General features: G+C 47.6%; 34 protein-coding genes. 28 read left to right on the top strand and 6 right to left on the bottom strand.

Going from position 1 to position 22,610, the window contains the following annotated elements:
- Positions 1-133: 133 nt before the first annotated feature.
- The 5 genes from G499_RS0106770 to G499_RS0106750 form a co-directional block, all read right to left on the bottom strand.
- Positions 134-721 (bottom strand): hypothetical protein, encoded by a 588-nt coding sequence (locus tag G499_RS0106770; protein WP_026999320.1) that lies wholly within the window; start codon positions 719-721, stop codon positions 134-136.
- 92 nt (positions 722-813) lie between these two features.
- Positions 814-1,335, bottom strand: a complete 522-nt coding sequence (locus G499_RS0106765; RefSeq protein WP_035726785.1) for an AAA family ATPase — start codon at positions 1,333-1,335, stop codon at positions 814-816.
- 40 nt (positions 1,336-1,375) lie between these two features.
- Positions 1,376-1,948 (bottom strand): nicotinamide riboside transporter PnuC, encoded by a 573-nt coding sequence (gene pnuC, locus G499_RS0106760; protein WP_154658343.1) that lies wholly within the window; start codon positions 1,946-1,948, stop codon positions 1,376-1,378.
- A 95-nt stretch (positions 1,949-2,043) separates the two neighbouring features.
- Entirely contained in the window at positions 2,044-2,511 is a 468-nt protein-coding gene (locus G499_RS0106755) for a hypothetical protein (protein ID WP_154658342.1), read from the bottom strand.
- Between the two features lie 137 nt (positions 2,512-2,648).
- Positions 2,649-3,812 carry a homogentisate 1,2-dioxygenase gene (locus G499_RS0106750; protein WP_026999316.1) on the bottom strand — a complete coding sequence of 388 codons (1,164 nt, stop codon included), beginning with the start codon at positions 3,810-3,812 and terminating at the stop codon, positions 2,649-2,651.
- A gap of 328 nt (positions 3,813-4,140) precedes the next feature.
- Here G499_RS0106750 and G499_RS0106740 point away from each other — a divergent pair, with 328 nt between their 5' ends.
- Positions 4,141-5,118 carry an ABC transporter substrate-binding protein gene (locus G499_RS0106740; protein ID WP_035726869.1) on the top strand — a complete coding sequence of 326 codons (978 nt, stop codon included), beginning with the start codon at positions 4,141-4,143 and terminating at the stop codon, positions 5,116-5,118.
- A 231-nt stretch (positions 5,119-5,349) separates the two neighbouring features.
- Here G499_RS0106740 and G499_RS18985 read toward each other — a convergent pair whose 3' ends face one another.
- The gene (locus G499_RS18985; RefSeq protein ID WP_035726784.1) at positions 5,350-6,624 is read right to left on the bottom strand and encodes a tetratricopeptide repeat protein; all 1,275 of its coding nucleotides are present in this window, start codon (positions 6,622-6,624) and stop codon (positions 5,350-5,352) included.
- Positions 6,625-7,517: 893 nt separating this feature from the next.
- On the opposite strand from G499_RS18985, the gene G499_RS0106720 reads away from it, so the two are divergent.
- The 27 genes from G499_RS0106720 (at position 7,518) to rpsK (ending at position 22,578) form a co-directional block, all read left to right on the top strand.
- Entirely contained in the window at positions 7,518-9,725 is a 2,208-nt protein-coding gene (locus G499_RS0106720) for a 7TM diverse intracellular signaling domain-containing protein (protein WP_026999313.1), read from the top strand.
- 141 nt (positions 9,726-9,866) lie between these two features.
- On the top strand, positions 9,867-10,520 hold the full coding sequence (gene rplC / locus G499_RS0106715; RefSeq protein ID WP_026999312.1) for a 50S ribosomal protein L3: 654 nt from the start codon (positions 9,867-9,869) through the stop codon (positions 10,518-10,520).
- Between the two features lie 3 nt (positions 10,521-10,523).
- Positions 10,524-11,153 carry a 50S ribosomal protein L4 gene (gene rplD / locus G499_RS0106710; RefSeq protein ID WP_026999311.1) on the top strand — a complete coding sequence of 210 codons (630 nt, stop codon included), beginning with the start codon at positions 10,524-10,526 and terminating at the stop codon, positions 11,151-11,153.
- 20 nt (positions 11,154-11,173) lie between these two features.
- Complete coding sequence (gene rplW, locus G499_RS0106705) at positions 11,174-11,470, top strand: 50S ribosomal protein L23 (protein ID WP_026999310.1); 297 nt, start codon at positions 11,174-11,176, stop codon at positions 11,468-11,470.
- Positions 11,471-11,501: 31 nt separating this feature from the next.
- On the top strand, positions 11,502-12,323 hold the full coding sequence (gene rplB / locus G499_RS0106700) for a 50S ribosomal protein L2 (protein WP_026999309.1): 822 nt from the start codon (positions 11,502-11,504) through the stop codon (positions 12,321-12,323).
- 4 nt (positions 12,324-12,327) lie between these two features.
- The gene (gene rpsS, locus G499_RS0106695; RefSeq protein ID WP_026999308.1) at positions 12,328-12,606 is read left to right on the top strand and encodes a 30S ribosomal protein S19; all 279 of its coding nucleotides are present in this window, start codon (positions 12,328-12,330) and stop codon (positions 12,604-12,606) included.
- 114 nt (positions 12,607-12,720) lie between these two features.
- Positions 12,721-13,080 carry a 50S ribosomal protein L22 gene (gene rplV, locus G499_RS0106690; RefSeq protein ID WP_211231598.1) on the top strand — a complete coding sequence of 120 codons (360 nt, stop codon included), beginning with the start codon at positions 12,721-12,723 and terminating at the stop codon, positions 13,078-13,080.
- A 14-nt stretch (positions 13,081-13,094) separates the two neighbouring features.
- Entirely contained in the window at positions 13,095-13,877 is a 783-nt protein-coding gene (gene rpsC, locus G499_RS0106685; RefSeq protein ID WP_026999306.1) for a 30S ribosomal protein S3, read from the top strand.
- Between the two features lie 29 nt (positions 13,878-13,906).
- Positions 13,907-14,326 (top strand): 50S ribosomal protein L16, encoded by a 420-nt coding sequence (gene rplP / locus G499_RS0106680; RefSeq protein ID WP_026999305.1) that lies wholly within the window; start codon positions 13,907-13,909, stop codon positions 14,324-14,326.
- 13 nt (positions 14,327-14,339) lie between these two features.
- A complete protein-coding gene (rpmC, locus tag G499_RS0106675; RefSeq protein WP_026999304.1) occupies positions 14,340-14,543 on the top strand; it encodes a 50S ribosomal protein L29 in 204 nt (67 codons plus the stop codon).
- A 23-nt stretch (positions 14,544-14,566) separates the two neighbouring features.
- Positions 14,567-14,827, top strand: coding sequence for a 30S ribosomal protein S17 (gene rpsQ, locus G499_RS0106670; protein ID WP_035726780.1), 261 nt, complete (start codon positions 14,567-14,569; stop codon positions 14,825-14,827).
- 32 nt (positions 14,828-14,859) lie between these two features.
- On the top strand, positions 14,860-15,228 hold the full coding sequence (gene rplN, locus G499_RS0106665) for a 50S ribosomal protein L14 (protein WP_026999302.1): 369 nt from the start codon (positions 14,860-14,862) through the stop codon (positions 15,226-15,228).
- 4 nt (positions 15,229-15,232) lie between these two features.
- Positions 15,233-15,580, top strand: a complete 348-nt coding sequence (gene rplX, locus G499_RS0106660; RefSeq protein ID WP_026999301.1) for a 50S ribosomal protein L24 — start codon at positions 15,233-15,235, stop codon at positions 15,578-15,580.
- Positions 15,580-16,143 (top strand): 50S ribosomal protein L5, encoded by a 564-nt coding sequence (gene rplE / locus G499_RS0106655; protein WP_026999300.1) that lies wholly within the window; start codon positions 15,580-15,582, stop codon positions 16,141-16,143. The genes rplX and rplE overlap by 1 nt, the downstream gene beginning before the upstream one ends.
- 2 nt (positions 16,144-16,145) lie before the next feature.
- Positions 16,146-16,415, top strand: coding sequence for a 30S ribosomal protein S14 (gene rpsN / locus G499_RS0106650; RefSeq protein ID WP_026999299.1), 270 nt, complete (start codon positions 16,146-16,148; stop codon positions 16,413-16,415).
- 75 nt (positions 16,416-16,490) lie between these two features.
- Positions 16,491-16,892: a 30S ribosomal protein S8 gene (gene rpsH / locus G499_RS0106645; protein WP_026999298.1), complete on the top strand. Its 402-nt coding sequence runs from the start codon at positions 16,491-16,493 to the stop codon at positions 16,890-16,892.
- 12 nt (positions 16,893-16,904) lie between these two features.
- Positions 16,905-17,462, top strand: coding sequence for a 50S ribosomal protein L6 (gene rplF / locus G499_RS0106640; protein ID WP_026999297.1), 558 nt, complete (start codon positions 16,905-16,907; stop codon positions 17,460-17,462).
- A gap of 16 nt (positions 17,463-17,478) precedes the next feature.
- Complete coding sequence (rplR, locus tag G499_RS0106635; RefSeq protein ID WP_026999296.1) at positions 17,479-17,826, top strand: 50S ribosomal protein L18; 348 nt, start codon at positions 17,479-17,481, stop codon at positions 17,824-17,826.
- Between the two features lie 16 nt (positions 17,827-17,842).
- The gene (gene rpsE, locus G499_RS0106630; RefSeq protein ID WP_211231591.1) at positions 17,843-18,352 is read left to right on the top strand and encodes a 30S ribosomal protein S5; all 510 of its coding nucleotides are present in this window, start codon (positions 17,843-17,845) and stop codon (positions 18,350-18,352) included.
- 7 nt (positions 18,353-18,359) lie between these two features.
- A complete protein-coding gene (gene rpmD, locus G499_RS0106625; RefSeq protein WP_026999294.1) occupies positions 18,360-18,539 on the top strand; it encodes a 50S ribosomal protein L30 in 180 nt (59 codons plus the stop codon).
- A 223-nt stretch (positions 18,540-18,762) separates the two neighbouring features.
- Positions 18,763-19,245 carry a 50S ribosomal protein L15 gene (gene rplO / locus G499_RS0106615; protein ID WP_026999292.1) on the top strand — a complete coding sequence of 161 codons (483 nt, stop codon included), beginning with the start codon at positions 18,763-18,765 and terminating at the stop codon, positions 19,243-19,245.
- Between the two features lie 25 nt (positions 19,246-19,270).
- Complete coding sequence (secY, locus tag G499_RS0106610; protein WP_026999291.1) at positions 19,271-20,599, top strand: preprotein translocase subunit SecY; 1,329 nt, start codon at positions 19,271-19,273, stop codon at positions 20,597-20,599.
- A 20-nt stretch (positions 20,600-20,619) separates the two neighbouring features.
- Positions 20,620-21,393, top strand: coding sequence for a type I methionyl aminopeptidase (gene map, locus G499_RS0106605; protein ID WP_026999290.1), 774 nt, complete (start codon positions 20,620-20,622; stop codon positions 21,391-21,393).
- Between the two features lie 8 nt (positions 21,394-21,401).
- Complete coding sequence (gene infA / locus G499_RS0106600) at positions 21,402-21,620, top strand: translation initiation factor IF-1 (RefSeq protein ID WP_026999289.1); 219 nt, start codon at positions 21,402-21,404, stop codon at positions 21,618-21,620.
- 11 nt (positions 21,621-21,631) lie between these two features.
- Entirely contained in the window at positions 21,632-21,748 is a 117-nt protein-coding gene (ykgO, locus tag G499_RS0106595; protein ID WP_026999288.1) for a type B 50S ribosomal protein L36, read from the top strand.
- A gap of 3 nt (positions 21,749-21,751) precedes the next feature.
- Positions 21,752-22,129: a 30S ribosomal protein S13 gene (gene rpsM, locus G499_RS0106590; protein WP_026999287.1), complete on the top strand. Its 378-nt coding sequence runs from the start codon at positions 21,752-21,754 to the stop codon at positions 22,127-22,129.
- A gap of 56 nt (positions 22,130-22,185) precedes the next feature.
- A complete protein-coding gene (rpsK, locus tag G499_RS0106585) occupies positions 22,186-22,578 on the top strand; it encodes a 30S ribosomal protein S11 (RefSeq protein ID WP_026999286.1) in 393 nt (130 codons plus the stop codon).
- Positions 22,579-22,610 lie beyond the last annotated feature (32 nt).

Here is a 22,610-nt window from a genome sequence, read left to right as displayed (position 1 = left end):
GTCGATAATAGGGCCTCAGCTTATCTTGGAGCTCCAGCGCCGAGCTGCTCCTTCAAAAACGTGGTATCATCACTAAAAAAGCCCTGTATCCTTGTTAATACAGGGCTTTGTCGGTATATCGACCATCGGGTGGTTATTGCGGTAGCAATGCTGCCACCACTTTGGCTAGTTCGTTGAGCTGGGTTTGTTGGTCGCTGTTGAGATTGCCTTTGGCAACAATCTTGACCAAGTAAGCAGACTCAGCCCAAAACTCTACCAACCACAGTGCTTCGGTTTCGGCGGACTGCTGAACGACAAACACCCTGTGTGCAGGGTATTCCCAAACCCAAGTGGGCAGTGTCGTTGCGGCATAGTATTCTTTGAACTCAGCCTCACTATTGATGCGGGTGTAAAGCTGAGGGTCGCGCTGATTGACTAAAATCTGTAACTCACTAAAAGCCGCATCCGACGTGTTTTCGGCTTTGAGTATGCGTTTGAGTGATTGTGGTGGGGTAAAGCTACTTTCATCAGGATTGGTGATGTAGTCACTTAATCGTACCTGCTTGAAGTGAGTGAGCACCATTGGGATGCCCGGCATCTCTTCACTGCTGAGCATCGCAATGAGCTGTGCGCGCTCATCAGACGTGGCCGACTCGTGATGGTGTGCCGCACCACACGCATTCAACAACAGACTTGCCAAAATAAGGCAAGTCAGGGCTTGGGAGGTGAGTTTTTGTGTCATTTTTAATGGATTGGTGTGCGAATAATAGGTTGTAAAGCGGTAGTTATGTAGGGGAGATTGTAGAGGCAAAGATAGTAATTATGGTTAAAAAGCTAGCAATTGTTTAAGAAATTATCAATCTCTGCAATTGCATTATCCATTCGCTGTGTTTGTGTTCCACTGATGATAACGTAATTTTTATGGTATAGTTTGAGCGTTTGTTGGTAAATTTCAAAAAAGTAGGCTCTGAGTTGAGGGTGCTCACGTAGTGGGTCAGGCTCCCAAGGCAAGTCTACATCCATCAACAGATACAGGCTATATGTTTGTTTTTTGAGTTGGGCTTCTATCCAAGGGTGAGGTTTGCCGTAGGCGTGGGTGTGCCAGATGTGCATCACGGTCATATCCGTATCACAAAAAAGCAGGTTCTTGGCATTAGGCTCGGCTTCGTGTTCGGCTTTTAGTTGGCCTTGTGCGATATGGAGCAAGTCTTCGGCCACATAAGGGCGGCCAAGCGTATCGAGATAGGAGCGGGCAAACTCAGGTACGAAAGCAGTTTGGTAGTGTTTGGCCAAGGCCACGCTCAAGGTAGATTTTCCAGTAGATTCGGGGCCGGTAATAGCGATTTTGTGGAGCAAGGCTTTTCTTTTTATTGGGGTTGATATATTTTGAGGGGCTTTAGTTATTGGGCAACACAGGCTCGCTAGCCAATTCATTTCGCCAGTTGAAATATCCATAGGTAGCCAAGCCCAAGAAAATAGCATAGAGCAAGGAGGTGAGCCATAGGTCTTTGTAGGCATATACGCCTATATATACGATGTTTACGCCAATCCACACCCACCAGTTTTCGACGAACTTCTTGGCCAGCATCCATTGGGCAAAGAGGCTGACAATGGTCGTAAAGGCATCTATCCAGGCTAGCTCCCCCCGGACTTGTGTGAGCAGGTAGGCCAACCCCGCCGTAGAGGGCAGGAGCAAAACCCCCAAAACCAACCAATAGTTTGAGGGCATTTGCCGAATTTGCCGCGTACTTTTGGGCTGCCCAAAGCCCCATTGGTACAGCCCATAAATACTGGCCAGCACAAAAACACCCTGTAGGGCCATATCGCCATAAAGTTTGGCATCATAAAAAACTACCATATAAAGGCTACAGGCAATGATACCCCAAAACCAGCCAATAATTTTTTCTTGAGTATTGTACCATACACAGATAAGAGAGGTAACAAATCCTGCGATTTCCCAATAGTTCATAGCCTTTGTAATAGAGAGACAAAAAGCCCTTGCAAGCGCATAGGCGCAAGCAAAGGCTTCATAAAAAATCAACTTATGCGAAAGTGCTGATGGGCTTAGGCCAACAACCCGATGAGGAGAAGTACGAGACCTACTACGAAAATCAATCCGCCAAGACCATAAAGGGCACCAGATATGAAAATGCCAATCAGAATCAAGGCCAAACCAACAATCATCAAAATGATACCAATACGCTGCAAATCAGCCATTGTTTTTTTGATGCGTGCTTCACGCTTGGTATTGCCTTTTAGCTGCGCTTTTTCGAGGCGTTGCTCTAGCTTTGTTTGGCGCTTTTCTACGTGTTGTACGGCTTTTTTCATTACCCACTGACCCACTTTGGAAGAGGCAAACTTCTGTACTTTGGCTGCGCGCTTAGCTTCTTTGGGGCTGGTAGCTACTGGAGCAATAGTATTGGCATCGAGGCTAGGGGCGTTGCCAATGGCTCCTGCCATAGCAGCAGGGCTTACAAAAAGGCTCACGAAGAAAAGAGCGAGCACTGCGTAGTAAGTTTTGGTTGACTTCATAAAATTGGTATTTGTAAAAACTTGATAAAATAGTTTGAAATACAAACACTTTCTGGGTTTAGCAGAAAGACAAGCCAAGAAACGAACATTTGCCCAAATAAACAAATTTCGCTCTTGGCATTTTTGCAAAGTGGATCCTAGTCTGTCCAGCTCATAGGGTAATCTTTGTCCACAAAATCCAGCGCCTGCTCGGTTAGGAGCAGCGGACGGAATGTGTCTATCATCACGGCATACTCGTGTGTTTCTTTGGCACCGATGCTTTTCTCTACCGTGCCGGGGTGTGGCCCGTGGGGCAGGCCGCCTGGGTGTAGCGTAAACGAGCCTCTGTCAATTCCGCGACGGCTCATAAACTCCCCTTCGGCATAAAAGAGCACTTCATCGGAGTCGATGTTGGAGTGGTTATAAGGAGCCGGAATGGCCAGCGGGTGGTAGTCAAACAAGCGCGGTACAAACGAGCAAATCACATAACCGCCGGCCTGAAAAGTCTGATGTACTGGAGGCGGCTGGTGAATACGGCCTGTGATAGGCTCAAAATCATAGATAGAAAGCGTGTAAGGGTATAGGAAGCCATCCCAGCCTACCACGTCTAGCGGGCTGTGTTCATACACATATTGGTGCATAAAGCCTTGTTTTTTGATTTTGACGAGGTATTCGCCCTTTTCTTCTTCGACTTGCAGGGTAGTGGGAGGGTGAATATCGCGCTCGCAATAAGGCGAATGTTCCAATAGTTGCCCCAATTGATTGCGGTAGCGCTTTACAGTTTCGATGGGAGAGGCAGACTCTACCACCAAGAGGCGGACTGGATTGCCGCTGTCAAAATTGACTTTATAGATGGTAGTCCTTGGGATGACGACATAGTCTCCTTGTTTGATTGGCAGCACTCCAAACTGCGAGTAGAGCGTACCGCTGCCATCGTGAACATAAAGCAGCTCATCAGCCTCCCCATTCTTGTAATAATAGTCCATCGTCAGTTGCGAAGGATGGCAGATGGAGACCGTTACATCGCTGTTGTGCATCAACGGCAGGCGTGCATCCAGAAAGTCTGTTCCTGTCGTTCCGGTACCGGCAGTCTTGAGGTGGGTTTGGAGCAAGGAATAATCTTCTACTACTTTGACTTTGGCCGGTACTGGCTCCAACACCTTCAACACACGGGTAGGAGAGTAGATATGGTATAAGTTGGAGTAAATGCCACTAAAGCCCTTAGAGCTCACCAACTCCTCGCTGTAGAGCGTTTGGTCAGGCTGTCTAAACTGGATATGTCTTTTGGGAGGCAGTTGCCCCAGTCGGTGATAGTATGCCATAGTTTTTGTTGTTTGGTTGTGTGCAAATAGGTTAGTGAAGCGCTCAAAAGCCCTAATCACTCCTTCAAAAGTACAAAAAAAATCCCTCAAGCCGATTTTTTGAACAATAATAGTGTAGCTTCGCTCAAACAAAAACCCCGTGCCTGAGTTTTTACACTCAACTTAATCTTGGTCTATACCCAACCAAAATTGGTCTGGGAAATGTATGTACTGAAAACCCTTGCACATCAAGAAAAACAAACCAAGTGAATCCTTCAAACAAGTGAATCTTGGTATAAAAACGCAAAAACTGTCGTATCTCACCTATCTTTCCCCTATGTTATTGAGTATGTATCCCAGATTACCCTTTCTATATTTACGCTACTTGGTCTTAGCATCCTTTATGGTGCTCTTGGGTGCTTGTCAAGGGGCGGACAAACAAATACCGACCATCGGCTTTGTAGATGCCTTCGAAGACGCGACCATTGCGCAAGCCAAAGAAGGCTTTATGGCGGCGCTGCGCGAAAAAGGCTATAGTGAAGAAGCAGGAACCCTCAAGCTGATTTATAGGAATGCGCAGGGCGATGTCCCTACGCTCCATCAAGCGGTTACGTATATGGCGGCTCAAAAAGTAAGACTGATTGCCGCCAACCCTACCTTGGCTACCATCACTGCCATACAGAATACTCGGACAATTCCGGTATTTATGATGGTATCGCCGGAGCCGGAGCGTATGGGCTTGCAGAAAGCCGGAGCGGCCACCCCCAAAAACCTGTATGGCGTATACGAAACACTTGATTATATCCGCACTTCAGTAGAATTGATGCATCAGGCATTGCCCCAAGCCCAAACCATTGGCGTGGTGTATAACCAAGCCGAGCCGCAGTCGCGCAATGCCTTAGCGCTTATAGAAACTACAGCCCAATCACTGGGCCTCCGTGTGAAGGCTCTCCCGGTCAATAACTCATCTGAGACCCAGCTTGTCGTGCAGACTTTACTGGCAGAAGGAGTAGAGGCTTTTTTTGCTATCCCAGACAATGTGGTCTTTGCGTCTTTTGAAGTGATTTATAAGCTTTGCCACCGCAAAAACATCCCCATTTTCACTAGTGAGGAGGGCTTAGTGCGGCGTGGAGCTGTAGCCGCCTATGGCGCTGATATGTATGCTTGGGGGTATCAAGCGGGAGCTTTGGCTGCCAGCTACTTACAGAACCCCGACAAAGCCCAGACCCTTGAACCTGTCAGCCAACATCGGCGTGTATACAACCCCAAAGAGGCCGCGCATTACCAGCTAGATTTTGACCAAACTTATACAGCAGTAAAGCAATAGCTTGTAAACTAGGCAGATAGAGTTCGCTTCCTAAGAGCTTGTTTACAATTTCAGCGCGGCACTCAAAACAGCTGATTTTTGCGCTGATACTAGGCAAAAAGCGCAGGTGTTATACATAGCCCACGATTTTAATCGTGGGAGGGCTACGGCGAGCATTTTTAACGAAGTCGCAGCCAAAAAGCGGCGTTTTGGTATCGATGAAGAGAATTTTAGACAAGCTCTAATATTTATTTATGATTTGGGCAAAAAGCTTTTCCGCAAACGTTTGAGCGTAGGGTGCTTGCGGAGCGTTTCGTAATAAGAAGGATTGAGGTTGATGGCTTGTTGAAGACAAATTAAGACCCGTTTGTCTTGCGCATTATGCTGATAAAGCGTTTCGGCCAGCAAAAACCAAGTGTCAGGTTGGCGGTTATTTTCCCCTAGAAGCTGCTCACACAGTTGCTGTGCTTCTTGATAACGCCCTAGGCCACATAAAGCTTTGGCTTGTAGTCGTTGGAAAAACAAGCGTTCTTGTGTCCGCTCCTGCAAGGTGTCGAGATGAATCAATGCCTGTACACAGACATCCCAAAGGTCTGAGTACCAATGCGATTCTTCTAAGTTGAGTGCCTGCGAAATCCGCAGTCCTAAGTTTTGGGGAGCTAGGCCAATACCCCAAGCAAAACACTCATCGGCCTGATGATAGTGTTTGAGCGCTTGATACATCATCCCCTTGATACGGTAAGCCTCAGGGCGAATGTCGGAGTCGATACGCAGACAGCGGTCTATCTCGCGGAAAGCCTTTCCGTACGATTTTTGGCGAAACAACTCCAACGCAGCCATATAGTGTTTGCCGGCAAACAATGCCGGAAAAGACTCGCGGAGCTTTCGCAGAGCCGTGATACTCAGTGGAGTATCATCATAGTATAGGTACCGGAGTTTGGAGAGCAGGGTGATTTCGTCGGGTATTTCGGTAAAATGATTACCACGCAAATCCAAGGAAACCAACTCGGGGAAAAGCCCCACTTCCTTGGGCAGTTCATACAGCCCAAAGTAAGCCAACGACAGGTGTTGTGGGTGTGTATTTAGTAGATGTGTCAACACTTTCTCTGCGGAGAGCACCCGATGGATGAGGCAATATGAGCCTCCGCCCCCTGTGATTTGCAGACACATACGGGCAAATACCGCACGGTCTAGCGAGGCATTGTTGCTCCATTTTGTAATCATATGATAAGCTTGAGCCTCGCTAGTAGGTTTGGGCAGAGGGCGTTGTATGCCTTGCCGGCGGGCTTGTGCCCAAGCTAGCAGAGCTACATTGCCTGCTTGCCGGAATACTCTGTAGGCCACCTGGCGTATTTTTTTTGAAGGAAAAAGCAGAGACAAAGCCCACAGCTCGGTCAGAAAATGACCCGCAGCAGCATTATTTTGCAGCAACTGTAGGGCTAACAGAATATCCCCATCTTGACGGCTTTGCAACAAGGCACTAATCTTGGCCTGCTCATCGGGCAGAGTAGTCGATATATTGCTCATAACCGTGAAAAGTTGATAAAGAGGATACCCCGCTGGCTATTTTTGGAAAGCAGCCCCGACTGCGAAGCAATGCCATAGCTAACCTTCAGTTTCGGGATAGTAAGGGCGGCTATTTTGGCACAAAAATGAGGCTTTTGTGGATTGGGCTCATAGTTGAAATCGTAGGATTTCAGTAATATCCAATGGTGTATAAAGAACACAAATCTTAAAAACATTGATACTTCCATCTGCTTACAAACGTTAAAAAATACCACAACAAAACGACAACACACGCATTCGTAAGGTTTTTGATAGATGGCTAGTGTGATGATTCACCGGCTAAAAATAGGCAACCTTTAGAGGCTAAAAATATTTTGTGACTAAAAGCTATAAGTGTAAAGTTAAGTAAATTTTTTGAAATATGTTTAAAAAAATACAAAAACAAGAAATTCCCTCACACGCAAATAATAATAACACAGGTTTATCTGAGGATTAGGATTTAGAAGGGCGCATCATCATACTGGTGTTCAAACTACCAAGTAGTTTCAGATGACTAGACCGAGTATCAAATCAAAGATGTATGACCTATATAATTGCTGCGTTATAAAGTAACTTGTTTGTTGGCAAAAAGTTTAGGCTCTTGGAGTGCTTTTTGTCTCAAACTAGCCATACTAAAAGCTTGTTTTGTTGAAAACTGCAAACTACCTTGCATATCAAAATCGGGGGGTAGGATGTTAAGAAGTCTTACTTCCTTTGGCAGCGCAGCAGGTTAAGTAGTTGGCCATCAAGCATCCTGTTGTATATTATTAGACCAGTAACAGATGTTTGTATGTACAGAGACGATGGACATAGCCTTTTAATACAAACGCAAAACTAGCGTAAATAATTTGACCCAGCATAAAAAAGCAAAATACATGCGTTTTCTTTGGCTCAGCCTTTGGTGTTATGTTTGGGGCTTGGGGCTTGTGTTGAGGGCGCAGCCGGAGCCGCTGCGGTTGCAAACCGGAACGGGGCTGGTGCGGGTAGCAAACGAGGCCTTGCTCTTGGTCGACACTACCAACACCTTGAGCCTAGAAGACGTGCGCTCTCCGCAATACCAGCGGTATTTTGCACCAGTAGGCAGCAAAGGACTAAACTTTGGCTTTACCAAGCACAGCTATTGGCTACGGTTGGATATCGAAAACCTCAGCCCCAGCCTTACTGGATGGCTCTTGTGGGTAGAGTATCCTGTGATTGACGAGATACAGTATTATTATGAAGCACCAGATGCCTATGGCAAACAACGGTGGTATCAACTAACCCTAGGCGATCACTACGCCTTTGATACGCGCCCCATACGAGACAGGTTTTTTGTAATACCGCTCAACTTCCACAACCGCGCACCCCATACTTTCTATATCCGGTTTCGTACGAGTAGTTCGAGTCAGTTTCCGGCCTATATCAGTACCGAGGCTACCTACTATCAAAAGCGCCAAGTCAGAGAAATCGTCTATGGTATTTTTTATGGCATCATCCTGTTTGCGGCCTGTTATCATTTGTTTCTATTTATAGGTTTACGCGACTTGGAGTACCTCTATTTCACGCTGGCTTTCTTGTTCTTTGAGATTTACCTTGCGTCAGCCAACGGCCATACCTTCCAATATTTTTGGCCACACTCACCGTGGTTGGCCAATGTGGCCATCCCACTCACGGCGGGGCAGTGGGTCTTATGGGCCACTATATTTACCCACCATTTTTTGAGCCTCCATCAATACCGATGGTGGCTGCGTTGGATAGCCTATGTATTTATGGCTTTGGGGCTGGGTATCAGTGTCGGAGGGTTGTTCCTACCCTACGGAATGGTAGTATCTTTTGCAGCCTCCCTTGGTTTAGTGTTTATTGCGTGGCTGATTGTGGCGGGCGCTTTTGTGTGGCTACAAGGGCAGACCTCGGCACTCTTTTTTATTGGTTCTTGGATAGCACACCTAACGGGCACACTCTTTTTTGTGATGCGCAACCTAGGGTTCTTGATAGATGGATTTTGGGTAGCACATGGGGTAGAGATTGGAGCCGTGCTGCAGGCCTTGCTTTTGGCCATTGCCTTGAGCGACAAGTACAGCCGGATGCGCTTAGAGAAGGAAATACTGGAGAAGCAAAACCTCGCACAACAGCAGCATATGACCGAGCGCCTAGAGCAAACAGTGGCGCTGCGGACTGCCGAGCTACAACAAAAACAGCGCGAACTGGCCTTACAAAACGAGGAACTGACCCAGCAACAAGACCAAATCATCGCCCAGCGCAACTACATCAGCAAGCGCAACCAAGAGCTGGCCGAAATCAACCAGCAGCTCCAACAAAAAGAAATAGAACTGCGCCAAAGTATGCATACGGCCATCAAAATCCAACACGCACTCTTGCCTTACCCTGAGCGCAGCCAAGAGATTTTGGACCAACACTTTATCATCTATCAGCCCAAAGAAGAAGTCTCCGGCGATTTTTATTGGCTACACCAAAACGCCGAAGAGCGGCTCTTGTTGATAGCCGACTGCACCGGCTATGGCGTACCAGCTGCTATGATGAGTATGTTGGGCTATGCTATCATCGACAAGGTAGTACTCTCGATGGGGGTTACCAACCCACAGCAAATCCTACAGCGGGTAGACCAAGAAATCGGCAAGGCACTCAAACAAACCCAAAGCGGAGACCGCAGCACCATCGACGCTGCTGCCGTTCGCCTTGCCACACACCAAAGCCCCGCTGCCGACGGCGCCATACAGGTCGAGATAGCCGTAGCCAATATATATGTATATCACTACGAAGCTGCCACAGGACGAATACACCTCATAGAAGGGCTAGACGAGCCGCTAGGAGGGAGGGCTGACCAAACACCGCTGCCACTGACATTACAAACACGAACAGTACGCCCAAAAGACACCCTATACTTGTTTACCAACGGCCTGCCCTACCGCAGAGACCTCGACAACGAGCCCATAGGCATAGAGGTGGTGTTGCAAATTTTACAGCAAATCGCTCCGCTCCCCATCGACCAACAACCCCAAGCACTGCGGCAAGCAATCCAACAACTAACACACAACACATTATTAGAAGATGATTTGCTCGTCATCGGGTGGCAAATGATTTAAGCCCCCAGCATAACTTTTGCAAAAAATATTTCGCCTAGCTTTTGTAAAAACGCTTGAAATACATAACTTTGCAATCCGTTTTTAGCAAATCACCCAGAACTGCTTGAAAAAGAAGTAGTTCACCAAAAGTAAAATTTAATAATGTTAGGTATCATCGGTAAAAAAGTAGGAATGACAAGTATCTTTACTACCGAAGGAGCGGTAGTAAAGCAGATTCCTTGTACCCTCATCGAGGCCGGTCCCTGCGTCGTAACACAAATTAAGACGCTAGAGAAAGACGGCTATGAGGCAATACAGTTGGGCTACGGCGAAGCTAAGGAGAAAAACACTCCCAAAGCAATGCAAGGCCACTTCAATAAGGCCAACACTACGCCCAAGCGTAAGTTGGTGGAGTTCAAGGACTTTGCCAAAGACTTGGCTGAAGATTTCAGCAAAGAAGTAGCTCTAGGTGACCAAGTAACTATCTCAGATGTATTCGTAGAAGGCGAATTCATCGACGTAGTCGGCCTTTCTAAAGGTAAAGGTTTTCAGGGCGTTGTGAAACGCCACGGATTTGGCGGGGTAGGCGGCCAGACACACGGCCAGCACAACCGTCAGCGCCACCCCGGTTCACTCGGTGCTTCATCATACCCCTCACGTGTATTCAAAGGGATACGCATGGCGGGTCGTACAGGCAACGGACGTGTGAAAGTACAAAACTTGCGCGTGGTGAAGCTTATCCCCGAGAAAAATTTGATCTTAGTAAGCGGTTCAATACCGGGTGCTAAAAACTCTTACGTAATTATAGAAAAATAAGCCATGCAAGTTCAAGTTATCAATACATCGGGAGAAAGCACCGGACGTACAGTAGAGCTTTCTGAGGCGATTTTTAACATTGCCCCCAATGACCACGCCATTTACCTCGACGTAAAGCAGTATTTGGCCAACCAACGCCAAGGTACTCACAAGGCCAAGGAGCGCAACGAAATCGCCGGTTCAACCCGCAAATTGAAGCGCCAAAAAGGCACTGGTACTGCCCGTGCAGGTAGCATCAAGTCGCCTCTCTTCCGTGGTGGTGGCCGCGTATTCGGTCCACGCCCCCGCAGCTACAGCTTCAAGCTCAACCGCAAACTCAAGTCTTTAGCCCGTAAATCTGCCCTTACTTACAAAGCAAAAGAGGCAGCTATCGCCGTTATTGAAGACTTCCGCTTTGAGCAACCAAGCACCAAGGCTTACCTCAACCTGTTGGCACAGCTTCAGGCCGACCAACAAAAGACCCTGCTCATCACGCCCGAGACGGACAACAACCTCTATCTCTCAGGCCGCAACTTGAAAAAAGCGAAAGTGTTGCCTTGCGCGCAACTCAGCACCTACGAGATCATCAATGCCGACCGCGTGTTCTTCTTGGAAAGCGCTGTGGCTAAGATTGAAAGCTTGTTGAACAAATAACCGCCGTCAGAGCAATTACAATGAACCCATTCGATATTCTCAAAAAACCGGTAGTAACCGAAAAAGCCAACGCACTTAATGAGCAAGGGAAATACAGCTTTATTGTACACCCTAAGGCCAATAAAATTCAAATCAAACGTGCCGTTGAAGCCGCCTATGGTGTTACCGTAGAAGACGTGAAGACCCTCAACTATCAAGGGAAAGCCAAAACGCGCTACACGGCTTCTAAAATCGTTCAAGGAAGAACCCCTTCGTACAAAAAAGCCATCGTTACCTTGGCTGAGGGCGACTTTATTGATTTTTATAGCGGTGTTTAATGCGTACGAAGTAATTTAAAAGCATCAACTCATGTCAGTTAGAAAGTTAAAACCAAATACCCCCGGGCAACGATTCAGAGTAGTCAATACCTTTGAAGAAATTACCAAGGGCAAACCTGAAAAGTCGCTCCTAGCGCCCATCAAAAAAAGCGGCGGGCGTAACAACCAAGGTAAAATGACCATGCGCTACCTAGGTGGTGGCCACAAAAAGCAATACCGTATCATCGACTTCAAACGCAACAAGTTTGATATCCCTGCTACCGTAAAAGCTATTGAATACGACCCGAACCGTACGGCTCGTATTGCTTTGTTGTTTTATGCAGATGGCGAGAAGCGCTACATCATCGCCCCCCAAGGCTTGAAAGTAGGGCAGACCGTAATCGCAGGCGAAAAAGTAGCCCCAGAAGTAGGCAACACCCTGCCTTTGGCCAATATCCCCCTCGGTACTGTTGTTCACAACATCGAATTGCGCCCCGGAGCAGGAGCCGTTTTGGCTCGTAGCGCCGGCTCTTATGCACAGCTGATGGCTCGTGAAGGCAAATATGCAACGCTCAAAATGCCTTCAGGCGAGTCACGCCTCGTTTTGCTTACTTGTTTGGCTACTGTCGGTACAGTTTCCAATGGCGATCACATGAACATCGTCTATGGAAAAGCCGGAGCCAAACGCTGGTTGGGCCGCCGCCCACGCACTCGTGGTGTAGCGATGAACCCTGTCGATCACCCAATGGGTGGTGGTGAAGGCCGCGCATCTGGTGGACACCCACGCTCACGTAATGGCTTGTACGCAAAAGGACAAAAAACCCGTAGAGCCAATAAGTATTCTGATCGTTTAATCAAAAGCAAAAGGAAATAAGTAAATGGCGCGTTCATTAAAAAAAGGACCATATATCGAGCACCACTTGGCCAAAAAAGTGGAAGCTATGAACGAATCAGGCAAGAAGACCGTCATCAAGACTTGGTCTCGCCGTTCGATGATTTCTCCTGATTTTGTCGGACTGACCTTCGCAGTACATAACGGCAACAAACACATCCCCGTCTATGTAACTGAAAACATGGTAGGCCACCGCTTAGGCGAATTTGCTCCTACCCGTAACTTTAGAGGGCACATCGCCAAAAAAGACAAGAAGAAGAAATAAGCCTAAGTAAATACACTTATGGAACAGAAACTAAAAAAGTCAGTCCGCATCAGACTGCAAAAAGAAGCGCTAGCACAATATAAAGAAACCAACGCAGGCCAACTTGGTGCCGTAATGGCTCACCTGCGCAATGTGCCAACTTCACCCCGCAAAATGCGCCTCGTAGCCGACTTGGTACGTGGCATGCGCGTAGAAAACGCCCTCAACGTGCTCCGTTTTGAGTCTAAAATTGGTGCCAAATATATCGAGAGCCTCTTGGTATCGGCCATCAACAACTGGAAAAACCAAAACGAGAACCTCGACGAAACCGAAGCCCGTCTGTTTGTCAAAGAAATATTTGTCAATGAAGGCCGTATGCTAAAGCGCCTGCGCCCCGCCCCACAAGGCCGTGGACACCGCATCCGCAAACGCTCTAACCACATCACCCTTGTGGTAGATAGCCTCAACGCCATTTCAGACAATAACAACAACTAAAGACAAACACAAACATGGGACAAAAAGTCAATCCAATTGGTTTAAGATTAGGCATCGTCAGAGGTTGGGACTCTAACTGGTACGGTGGCAAAGACTTTTCGGACAAACTCGTAGAAGACGAAAAAATCCGTAACTATATCTTCGCCCGTATCTCTAAAGGTGCTATCTCTAAGATCATCATCGAGCGCACGCTCAAGCGTATCACCCTTACTATCAAGACTGCCCGCCCCGGCGTAGTCATCGGTAAAGGTGGCGCAGAGGTCGATAACATCAAGGAAGAGCTCAAAAAGCTCACCAACAAGGATGTACAAATCAATATCTTCGAAATCAAACGCGCCGAAGCCGATGCCCAACTCATCGCCGACGGTATCGCACAACAACTCGAAGCCCGTATCTCTTACCGCCGTGCTATGAAGCAAGCCATTGCCAACGCAATGCGTGTAGGGGTACAAGGAATCAAAATCAAGCTTTCAGGCCGCTTGGGCGGTGCCGAAATGGCACGCACCGAAATGTACAAAGAAGGCCGTATTCCTTTGCACACACTCCGTGCTGACATCGACTATGCCGTTTCTGAAGCCAATACCACTTACGGAATCATCGGTATCAAAGTATGGGTCTTCAAGAAAGAAGTGTTTGGCAAGCAAGACCTCTCTCCTGTTACAGCCGCTGCCTCAGGCAACACCGGAGGAGTAGGTAACAACAACGAAGGTGGTCGCCAACAAAACAACCGCCGCCGTCGTGGTGAAGGAGGAGGAGACAACAAAGGTGGTAAACCCGCCCGTCGCCGCCGTTCATAATTTGGTTTCAACATTAACGCGAAACAGTCATGTTACAGCCTAAAAAAGTAAAATACAGAAAAATGCAGAAAGGCCGCGTGCGTGGTATCGCCCAGCGTGGTCATAATATCGACTTCGGCTCTTTCGGCCTCAAGTCTCTCGAAATCGGTTGGATTACCAGCCGCCAAATCGAAGCCTGCCGTATTACCATCTCACGTACAATGAAACGTGAAGGTAAAATTTGGATTCGTATTTTTCCTGATAAGCCCATCACCAAAAAACCCGCAGAGGTTCGTATGGGTAAGGGTAAAGGTGCCCCTGAGTATTGGGTAGCCACTATCAAGCCAGGCACAATTATGTTTGAGATTGACGGTGTGCCCCGCGAAGTAGCCGAAAAGGCCCTATACCTCGCCGCACAAAAGCTGCCCGTCAGAACTAAGTTTGTAGTACGTAGAGATTACGTTGAATAAGCACTAAAAAGTCATGAAAAACGAAGAAATCAAAGCCCTGAGCCAAGAGGAGTTGGAGAGCCAGTTGCGCAGCGAAAAAGAGCGCCTCTTCAAACTTAAGTTTGCACACGCAATATCGCCCATCGAAAACCCGATGCAGATTCGCCATGTCCGCCGTGACATTGCCCGCTTAGCCGGCGAGCTGAGCGCTCGTAAAAAACTTGCGAACAAACAATAACCACGACTTAATTACTTATCATCATGCAAGTAGAACGTAAAGCCCGCAAAGAACGAGTGGGCAAAGTAGTGAGCAATAAGATGGACAAATCTATCGCCGTATTGGTAGAGCGCCGTGTAAAGCACCCTATCTACGGTAAATTTGTAACCAAATCTAAAAAGTTCATCGCCCACGACGAGACTGAGCAGGCCAATATCGGCGATATTGTCAAAATTATGGAATGCCGCCCCTTGAGCAAAAACAAGACCTGGCGACTCGTCTCTATTATTGAAAGAGCCAAATAACGTGCTCCGGCACTTCAAAATTTCGAGATACTATGATACAGCAAGAATCAAGACTCAACGTAGCCGATAACAGCGGAGCCAAAGAAGTGCTCTGCATCCGCGTGCTTGGCGGCACCAAAAAACGCTATGCTAGCGTAGGCGACAAAATCGTCGTAACCGTAAAATCGGCCCTCTCGTCAAGCAATATGAAGAAAGGAACGGTATCCAAGGCCGTAGTCGTACGTACTAAAAAAGAAGTACGTCGCAGCGACGGTTCTTATATCCGCTTCGAAGACAATGCCGCCGTATTGCTCAACAACAACGACGAGCCAAGAGGCACACGCATTTTTGGACCTGTAGCGCGTGAACTACGCGAAAAGCAGTTTATGAAAATCGTTTCATTAGCGCCAGAAGTACTTTAAGACAATGGAGAACAAAAGCAATAAAAAACCAAAACTTCACCTGAAAAAAGGTGATAAAGTGCGTGTTATCGCCGGTAACGCCAAAGGCGAAGAGGGTGTGGTGATGCAGGTATTCCCCGAAAAGCTTCGCGCCACCGTAGAGGGAATCAACATCCAATACAAGCACCGCAAACCCAGCGCTGCCAACCCTCAAGCCGGAGAGCGTATCGAAAAGGAAGGGCCTATCCACATCAGTAACTTGATGGTCATTGACCCCGCCTCAGGAGAGCCGCGCCGCGTAGGCCGCCGCCGCAACGAAAACGGTAAGTTAGAACGATACTTTAAGACTCACTCGTCAAAGCAGAATAAGTAATGGATATGCCCAGACTGAAATCCAAATATAACAACGAAGTCGTACCCGCATTGAAGGAAAAATTCGGGTACAAGTCTATCATGCAAGTACCCCGATTGACCAAAATCGTCATCAACAAGGGTATTGGCGCTGCCGTCTCTGACAAAAAGTTGGTAGACGCAGGGGTAGAGGAGCTTACCCTCATCGCCGGCCAAAAGGCCGTCCCTACCTATGCCAAGCAATCAATCTCTAACTTCAAACTGCGTGAAGAAATGCCTATCGGAGCCAAAGTAACTCTCCGTGGCGAGCGCATGTTCGAGTTTGTGGATCGCCTCTTTACCATCGCCCTCCCCCGTGTGCGTGACTTCAAAGGCGTAAACGACAAGAGCTTTGACGGACGCGGTAACTATACCCTCGGCGTAAAAGAGCAAATCATCTTCCCAGAAATCAGCATCGAAAAAGTATCGCGTATCTCAGGGATGGACATCACTTTCGTAACTACGGCCAACACCGATGAAGAAGCACTCGCCCTGCTCAAAGCGCTCGGAATGCCGTTTGCCAATCAACAACAAAATAATCAATAACCATGGCTAAGAAATCACTTATCGCAAGAGAGCGCAAACGCGAAAAACTCGTAGCCCGCTATGCCGAAAAACGCCAGCGCCTCAAAGAAGCCGGCGATTATGAAGCACTTGATAAACTGCCCCGTAATGCCTCCCCTGTACGTCTGCACAACCGCTGCAAACTAACCGGCCGCCCTAAAGGCTATATGCGCAAGTTCGGCATCTGCCGAAATATGTTCCGCAAAATGGCCTCTGAAGGAAAAATCCCCGGCGTTACCAAAGCAAGTTGGTAATACATTTGTTTTTGCCAATCATTCAAGCTATCTTTGCGTCCTTATTTTTGGGAATATTCATAATCCAAGAAAACAATGTTAACAGATCCCATAGCAGATTACTTAACAAGACTTCGTAATGCCATCAAAGCTCGCCACAGAATTGTAGAAATTCCTGCGTCGAATTTAAAGAAGGAAATTACAAAAGTACTGCACGATAAAGGGTATATCCAAAGCTACAAATTTGATGACGAAGCCACTGTGCAAGGAGTTATCAAAATCGCTTTGAAATACAACCCCCTCACCAAAGAATCGGCCATCACCCACCTAGAGCGAGTGAGCCGCCCCGGTTTGCGCAAATATGTCAGTGCCGACCAACTTCCGCGCGTACTCAATGGTTTGGGTGTCGCTGTGTTGTCAACCTCTAAAGGTGTAATCACCGAGAAAGAAGCCCGACAACTCAACGTAGGCGGTGAAGTTTTGTGTTATGTATACTAAGAATTAAAAACCATGTCACGAATCGGTAAAAAGCCCATTCAACTCCCCAACGGCGTAAGTGTAACAGTAGATGCTGCCAACACCGTAACTGTAAAAGGACCTAAGGGCACACTCACACAGCAAGTCGATCCAGACATCCAAGTAACCGTAGAAGGCAATACGCTCACCGTAGAGCGCCCTACGGACGAAAAGCGCCACAAATCGCTCCACGGCCTCTACCGTGCGCTGATTAATAATATGGTGCAAGGAGTTAACGACGGCTTCAAGAAAGAACTCGAAATCGTAGGGGTAGGGTACAAAGCCACCGCCACCAACAATGTGTTGGAGCTATCGCTAGGCTACTCTCACGCCATCTTCTTGGCACTACCTGCCGAAGTAACCGCCAACGCCGTTACCGAAAGAGGTAAAAACCCTATCATTACCCTCGAAAGTATCGATAAGCAACTCTTGGGGCAAGTAGCGGCCAAAATCCGCTCACTACGTAAAGTAGAGCCTTACAAAGGTAAAGGTATCCGCTTCGTAGGAGAGGAAATCCGCCGTAAAGCCGGTAAAACTGCTTCTAAGAAATAATTAAAAAGTTATGTCTATCGCAACTAAAATATCTCGCAGACAACGCATCAAGCGAGGCATTCGGAAAAAAATCTCCGGAACTGCCCAGCGCCCTCGCATGTCGGTGTTCCGCTCCAACAGCCGCATTTATGTGCAGTTGATTGATGATGTTGCCGGTCGTACATTGGCCAGCGCCTCTTCTATCGAATTGAAAGATACCAAAGGCTTTACCCTAGATGTCGCCAAAGCCGTAGGCCAATTGGCAGCCAAAAAAGCCCTCGAACAAGGTATCGACAATGTTATATTTGACCGCAACGGATACCTCTACCACGGCAAAGTAAAAGCCTTGGCCGAAGGTGCACGAGAAGCCGGACTAAAATTCTAAGAAAAGTATCAGCATCATGCATAAAGAACTTATTCGAGCAAGCGATTTAGACCTGAAAGAAAGAGTCGTAGCTATCAACCGCGTAGCCAAAGTAGTAAAAGGCGGGCGACGCTTCAGCTTCTCAGCTATCGTAGTGGTAGGTGACGGTAAAGGAGTCGTAGGATACGGACTTGGCAAAGCCAACGAAGTAACAGATGCCATTACCAAAGGCGTAGAAGATGCCAAGAAAAACCTCATCCGTGTGCCGGTAATCAAAAATACCATCCCCCACGAAATGATTGGTAAATACAGCGGCGGCCTTGTATTGCTTAAGCCAGCTTCAGCCGGTACAGGTGTTATCGCCGGTGGTGCAATGCGTGCCGTACTCGAAAGTGCCGGTATCAAAGACGTATTGGCCAAGTCAAAAGGCTCTTCTAACCCCCACAACGTAGTAAAGGCGACTTTTAACGCTCTGAGCAAAATGCGCGCCCCACACGAAGTAGCCCAACAACGCGGCGTGAAGTTAGAAAAAGTATTTAACGGCTAAGAAACTCATGGCAAAAGTAAAAATCACCCAAGTAAGAAGTGTCATCAAGCGTACACAACGCCAAAAAGATACTATTCAAGCCCTTGGCTTAGGTAAAATCGGTCGCAGCAAAGAACACGAATTCACCCCAGTAATCGCCGGGATGATCGAAAAGGTACAACACCTCGTTCGCGTAGAGCAACTCTAAGCCCAAAAGACGGTATAAATTTGTATGGCAAGCGAAAAAGACTTATTTTTGAGGCTTGCAATCAAATGTACTACCGTGCAGAGATAGACAATCACCTCACCGTGATGTAAACTAAGGACGTGTACGCCATACGTTCTGACCAACACAAACAACTTTGTAGTGCCCGCTATCTCTTTTTGTTCCCAATGGCGCACCATTACATGATAAGAAACAAGTAAGACCCATGAAACTGCATACACTGAAACCTGCATCAGGTTCCGTCAAAAAAAGCAAGCGTGTAGGGCGTGGCCCCGGCTCCGGCAAAGGCGGTACATCTACACGTGGGCACAAAGGCGCGAAGTCTCGCTCAGGATACAGCAAGAAAAGAGGTTTTGAAGGCGGGCAAATGCCTTTGCAACGTCGCTTACCTAAGTTTGGCTTCAATAACCCAAACCGTGTAGACTACAAAGCCATCAACTTGGATGCCCTCCAAGCCCTGGCCGAAAAAACCAATGCCTCACAAGTTGACTTAGCCTTGCTGGCCGCCAACGGCCTCATCTCTAAGAACGACACCATCAAGGTATTGGGTAGGGGAGAAGTAAGCGCTGCCATCGAGGTACATGCACACGCCTTCTCAGCAAGCGCTATCGCCGCTATCGAAAAAGCCGGCGGCAAGGCGGTTGTGATTCAAAAAGCCCATGGTAACACCTCCGTAGACGCGCAATAAGCTCGCCTGCTCCATTCGCAAGGTCATGAAAAAGTTTATCACCACCATACGCAACATCTTTTCAATAGAAGAACTCAGGACTCGCATCCTGACAACAGTCTATCTATTGCTCATCTTCCGATTGGGGTCTTTTATCGTACTTCCCGGTATAGACCCTGTCGTGCTCCAAAAAGCCGATATTGCCCAACAAGGTATCTTCGGCCTCTTGGATACGTTCTTAGGTGGCGCATTCTCCAAGGCATCTATTTTTGCCTTGGGGATTATGCCGTATATATCTGCCTCTATCGTAGTGCAGCTATTGACGGTAGCAATGCCTTATTTTCAGAAGATGCAAAAAGAAGGTGAATCAGGCCGTAACAAAATCAATCAGATTACCCGCCTGCTGACCATTGTCATCACCTTTGCGCAAGCCCTAGGCTACCTCACCACCACTATCCCCACAGAGGCTATCTTGGTCGATCTGTGGTTCTTCCGTGTTTCCTCAGTAATCATCATTACTGCCGGAACCATCTTTACGATGTGGATTGGTGAGCGCATTACTGACAAGGGTATCGGCAACGGTATCTCGATGCTGATTATGATCGGAATCATCTCCCGCCTACCGGCAGCACTCGTGCAAGAGGTATCTTCTCGATTTGCCGCCAGCCAAGCGCTCCTGCTGATTCTTGAGCTAATCGCCCTGTTCTTTGTGGTAATGGCCGTCGTACTCTTTACGCAAGCCACCCGCAAAGTGCCCGTACAGTATGCCAAGCAAGTGGTGGGTAACAAAGTATACGGTGGTCAGCGTCAGTACATCCCCCTCAAAGTGAATGCTGCCGGTGTGATGCCTATCATCTTTGCTCAATCAATGATGTTCTTACCCGGCATGACCGCCGGATATTTTGCTGCATCGAGCGATTTTGCCGCCTCTATCGCGACAACCTTCCAAGACTATACCTCTTGGCAGTACAATCTACTCTTTGTGTTGCTCATCATTGTGTTTACTTATTTCTACACAGCCATTTCTATCAACCCCAACCAAATAGCAGACGATATGAAGCGTAGCGGTGGGTTCATCCCAGGCGTAAAGCCCGGCGCACCTACCTCAGAACATATCGACTCTATCTTGTCAAAGATTACTTTGCCGGGGTCTATATTCTTGGCTATTGTAGCGATTTTGCCTGCTTTAGCAGTTTTGTTCAACGTAAAAATCGAATTTTCACAATTCTATGGTGGTACTTCGCTACTCATTATGGTGGGCGTAGTATTGGATACACTCCAGCAAATCAATAGCTACTTGCTGATGAAACGCTACGAGGGTATGATGAAATCAGGAAAAGTGAAAGGTCGTTCTCAAGATATTGCAGTAGCCTAGCGTTGGCGTAGGAACTATTTATGGTATATTACAAAACAGAAGAAGAGATTGCTATCATCAAAGCCAGCGCCCAAATCTTGGGCAAGGCTCACGGCGAAGTAGCCAAGATGGTCAAGCCCGGAGTCCGTACAATAGATCTCGACCGCCGTGCGGAAGAGTTCATTCGCGACCACCAGGGCAAGCCTTCTTTCAAAGGATACAACAGCTTCCCCGCCTCGCTTTGCATCTCCGTAAACGAGGCCGTAGTACACGGTATCCCTAACAACTACGAACTTCGTGATGGTGATATTGTCTCGATAGACTGTGGTGTGTTTTACCAAGGCTTTCATAGCGATAGCGCCTATACTTATGCCGTAGGAGAGGTCAGCGAAGAAGTGCAGACCCTCCTGCGGGTTACCAAAGAGTCGCTCTATGTAGGCATAGAGCAAGTCGCTTCAGGAGCCCGCATTGGCGATATTGGCTACGCTATCCAACAGTATGTTGAGAAGCACCGCTTCTCTGTCGTACGCGAATTGGTAGGCCACGGCCTCGGCAAAGACTTGCACGAAAGCCCCGAAGTACCCAACTTTGGCAAACGCGGTCGTGGAGCCAAAATGCACGAAGGCTTGGTAATTGCCATAGAGCCGATGGTGAACCTTGGCCGGCGCAATGTCCTTACTCAACGCGATGGATGGACAATTGTAACGGCAGACAAAAAACCCTCGGCACACTACGAACACACCGTGGCCGTCCGGAATGGCGGTTATGAAATACTGACAACATTTGAGTATATCGAACAAAACTTAGCATCGTAATAACAAGTATGGCAAAGCAGAAATCTATCGAACAAGACGGCACTATCAAGGAGGCACTCTCCAACGCCATGTTCCGGGTAGAATTACAAAATGGGCACGAAGTGATTGCCCATATCTCGGGTAAGATGCGGATGAACTACATCAAAATCCTCCCCGGTGATAAGGTCAAGCTCGAAATGTCGCCCTATGACTTAACCAAAGCAAGAATAGTATATCGCTATAAATAAACAACAGAACCATGAAAGTAAAGGCTTCTATCAAGAAACGTAGCGCCGACTGCAAGGTAATCCGCCGCAAAGGTAAAGTCTACGTAATCAACAAGAAAAACCCTAAATTCAAACAAAGACAAGGTTAAACTATGGCACGTATTGCAGGTGTAGATATTCCGGATAAAAAGCGTGGCGAAATTGCCCTCACCTATATCTACGGAATAGGCCGTAGCACGGCTCAAAAAATCTTGCTCAAGGCAGGAATCAGCTCAGACAAGAAAGTAATCGATTGGACCGATGAGGAATCGAACGCCGTTCGTAACATCATCGCCACTGAGTTTAAGGTAGAAGGCGCGCTCAAGTCAGAAGTGCAGTTACACATCAAACGTTTGATGGATATTGCTTGCTACCGAGGACTACGCCACCGCAAAGGGCTTCCCTTGCGCGGTCAAAGAACTAAAAATAACTCTCGTACCCGTAAAGGAAAACGTAAGACTGTAGCCAACAAGAAAAAAGCTACTAAATAATGTGTGCTGAGCGCTCCGCCGCGAGGCATAGCGCCAAGCCTTAAATTATAAGCGATATGAGCAATAAGAGAAAAGATAAAGCCAAAAAGAGAGTTGTTGTCGTAGAGCCGGTAGGTCAAGTACACATCCGCGCCTCATTCAACAACATCATCATTTCTATTACCAATAGCACCGGCCAGGTAATTTCTTGGGCTTCAGCCGGTAAAATGGGCTTCAAAGGCTCTAAGAAAAATACGCCCTATGCCGCTCAGGTAGCCGCAGCAGATTGCGCCCAGGTAGCTTATGACCTCGGTATGCGCAAAGCGGAAGTATTTGTGAAAGGCCCCGGCTCAGGCCGCGAATCAGCAATTCGTACTATTCAAAGCAAAGGTATCGAAGTTACGCAAATTCGTGATGTAACGCCGCTGCCCCACAACGGCTGCCGCCCCCCCAAGCGCCGTCGCGTATAACGCCACAGCGCTCGGCAATAACTAAAAGCGGG

Origin of the sequence: Eisenibacter elegans DSM 3317, from assembly GCF_000430505.1 — a bacterium.
Classification (GTDB): domain Bacteria; phylum Bacteroidota; class Bacteroidia; order Cytophagales; family Microscillaceae; genus Eisenibacter; species Eisenibacter elegans.
This window is presented reverse-complemented; position numbering and strand designations above follow the sequence as displayed.

What these genes read in the sequence shown, in the direction of transcription:
- G499_RS0106755 (WP_154658342.1), bottom strand. Translation starts at nt 2,511, where the DNA reads ATGAAGTCAACCAAAACTTACTACGCAGTGCTCGCTCTTTTCTTCGTG.
- rplE (WP_026999300.1), top strand. Translation starts at nt 15,580, where the DNA reads ATGGATATGCCCAGACTGAAATCCAAATATAACAACGAAGTCGTACCC.
- G499_RS0106720 (WP_026999313.1), top strand. Translation starts at nt 7,518, where the DNA reads ATGCGTTTTCTTTGGCTCAGCCTTTGGTGTTATGTTTGGGGCTTGGGG.
- rpsC (WP_026999306.1), top strand. Translation starts at nt 13,095, where the DNA reads ATGGGACAAAAAGTCAATCCAATTGGTTTAAGATTAGGCATCGTCAGA.
- pnuC (WP_154658343.1), bottom strand. Translation starts at nt 1,948, where the DNA reads ATGAACTATTGGGAAATCGCAGGATTTGTTACCTCTCTTATCTGTGTA.
- rpsH (WP_026999298.1), top strand. Translation starts at nt 16,491, where the DNA reads ATGTTAACAGATCCCATAGCAGATTACTTAACAAGACTTCGTAATGCC.
- rpsM (WP_026999287.1), top strand. Translation starts at nt 21,752, where the DNA reads ATGGCACGTATTGCAGGTGTAGATATTCCGGATAAAAAGCGTGGCGAA.
- infA (WP_026999289.1), top strand. Translation starts at nt 21,402, where the DNA reads ATGGCAAAGCAGAAATCTATCGAACAAGACGGCACTATCAAGGAGGCA.
- map (WP_026999290.1), top strand. Translation starts at nt 20,620, where the DNA reads ATGGTATATTACAAAACAGAAGAAGAGATTGCTATCATCAAAGCCAGC.
- rplV (WP_211231598.1), top strand. Translation starts at nt 12,721, where the DNA reads ATGGCTCACCTGCGCAATGTGCCAACTTCACCCCGCAAAATGCGCCTC.
- rpsE (WP_211231591.1), top strand. Translation starts at nt 17,843, where the DNA reads ATGCATAAAGAACTTATTCGAGCAAGCGATTTAGACCTGAAAGAAAGA.
- G499_RS0106740 (WP_035726869.1), top strand. Translation starts at nt 4,141, where the DNA reads ATGTATCCCAGATTACCCTTTCTATATTTACGCTACTTGGTCTTAGCA.
- rplX (WP_026999301.1), top strand. Translation starts at nt 15,233, where the DNA reads ATGGAGAACAAAAGCAATAAAAAACCAAAACTTCACCTGAAAAAAGGT.
- rplD (WP_026999311.1), top strand. Translation starts at nt 10,524, where the DNA reads ATGCAAGTTCAAGTTATCAATACATCGGGAGAAAGCACCGGACGTACA.
- G499_RS18985 (WP_035726784.1), bottom strand. Translation starts at nt 6,624, where the DNA reads ATGAGCAATATATCGACTACTCTGCCCGATGAGCAGGCCAAGATTAGT.
- rplF (WP_026999297.1), top strand. Translation starts at nt 16,905, where the DNA reads ATGTCACGAATCGGTAAAAAGCCCATTCAACTCCCCAACGGCGTAAGT.
- rplO (WP_026999292.1), top strand. Translation starts at nt 18,763, where the DNA reads ATGAAACTGCATACACTGAAACCTGCATCAGGTTCCGTCAAAAAAAGC.
- rpsQ (WP_035726780.1), top strand. Translation starts at nt 14,567, where the DNA reads ATGCAAGTAGAACGTAAAGCCCGCAAAGAACGAGTGGGCAAAGTAGTG.
- rplC (WP_026999312.1), top strand. Translation starts at nt 9,867, where the DNA reads ATGTTAGGTATCATCGGTAAAAAAGTAGGAATGACAAGTATCTTTACT.
- rplW (WP_026999310.1), top strand. Translation starts at nt 11,174, where the DNA reads ATGAACCCATTCGATATTCTCAAAAAACCGGTAGTAACCGAAAAAGCC.
- rplB (WP_026999309.1), top strand. Translation starts at nt 11,502, where the DNA reads ATGTCAGTTAGAAAGTTAAAACCAAATACCCCCGGGCAACGATTCAGA.
- secY (WP_026999291.1), top strand. Translation starts at nt 19,271, where the DNA reads ATGAAAAAGTTTATCACCACCATACGCAACATCTTTTCAATAGAAGAA.
- G499_RS0106750 (WP_026999316.1), bottom strand. Translation starts at nt 3,812, where the DNA reads ATGGCATACTATCACCGACTGGGGCAACTGCCTCCCAAAAGACATATC.
- rpsK (WP_026999286.1), top strand. Translation starts at nt 22,186, where the DNA reads ATGAGCAATAAGAGAAAAGATAAAGCCAAAAAGAGAGTTGTTGTCGTA.
- rpmD (WP_026999294.1), top strand. Translation starts at nt 18,360, where the DNA reads ATGGCAAAAGTAAAAATCACCCAAGTAAGAAGTGTCATCAAGCGTACA.
- ykgO (WP_026999288.1), top strand. Translation starts at nt 21,632, where the DNA reads ATGAAAGTAAAGGCTTCTATCAAGAAACGTAGCGCCGACTGCAAGGTA.
- rplN (WP_026999302.1), top strand. Translation starts at nt 14,860, where the DNA reads ATGATACAGCAAGAATCAAGACTCAACGTAGCCGATAACAGCGGAGCC.
- G499_RS0106770 (WP_026999320.1), bottom strand. Translation starts at nt 721, where the DNA reads ATGACACAAAAACTCACCTCCCAAGCCCTGACTTGCCTTATTTTGGCA.
- rpsS (WP_026999308.1), top strand. Translation starts at nt 12,328, where the DNA reads ATGGCGCGTTCATTAAAAAAAGGACCATATATCGAGCACCACTTGGCC.
- rpsN (WP_026999299.1), top strand. Translation starts at nt 16,146, where the DNA reads ATGGCTAAGAAATCACTTATCGCAAGAGAGCGCAAACGCGAAAAACTC.
- rpmC (WP_026999304.1), top strand. Translation starts at nt 14,340, where the DNA reads ATGAAAAACGAAGAAATCAAAGCCCTGAGCCAAGAGGAGTTGGAGAGC.
- rplP (WP_026999305.1), top strand. Translation starts at nt 13,907, where the DNA reads ATGTTACAGCCTAAAAAAGTAAAATACAGAAAAATGCAGAAAGGCCGC.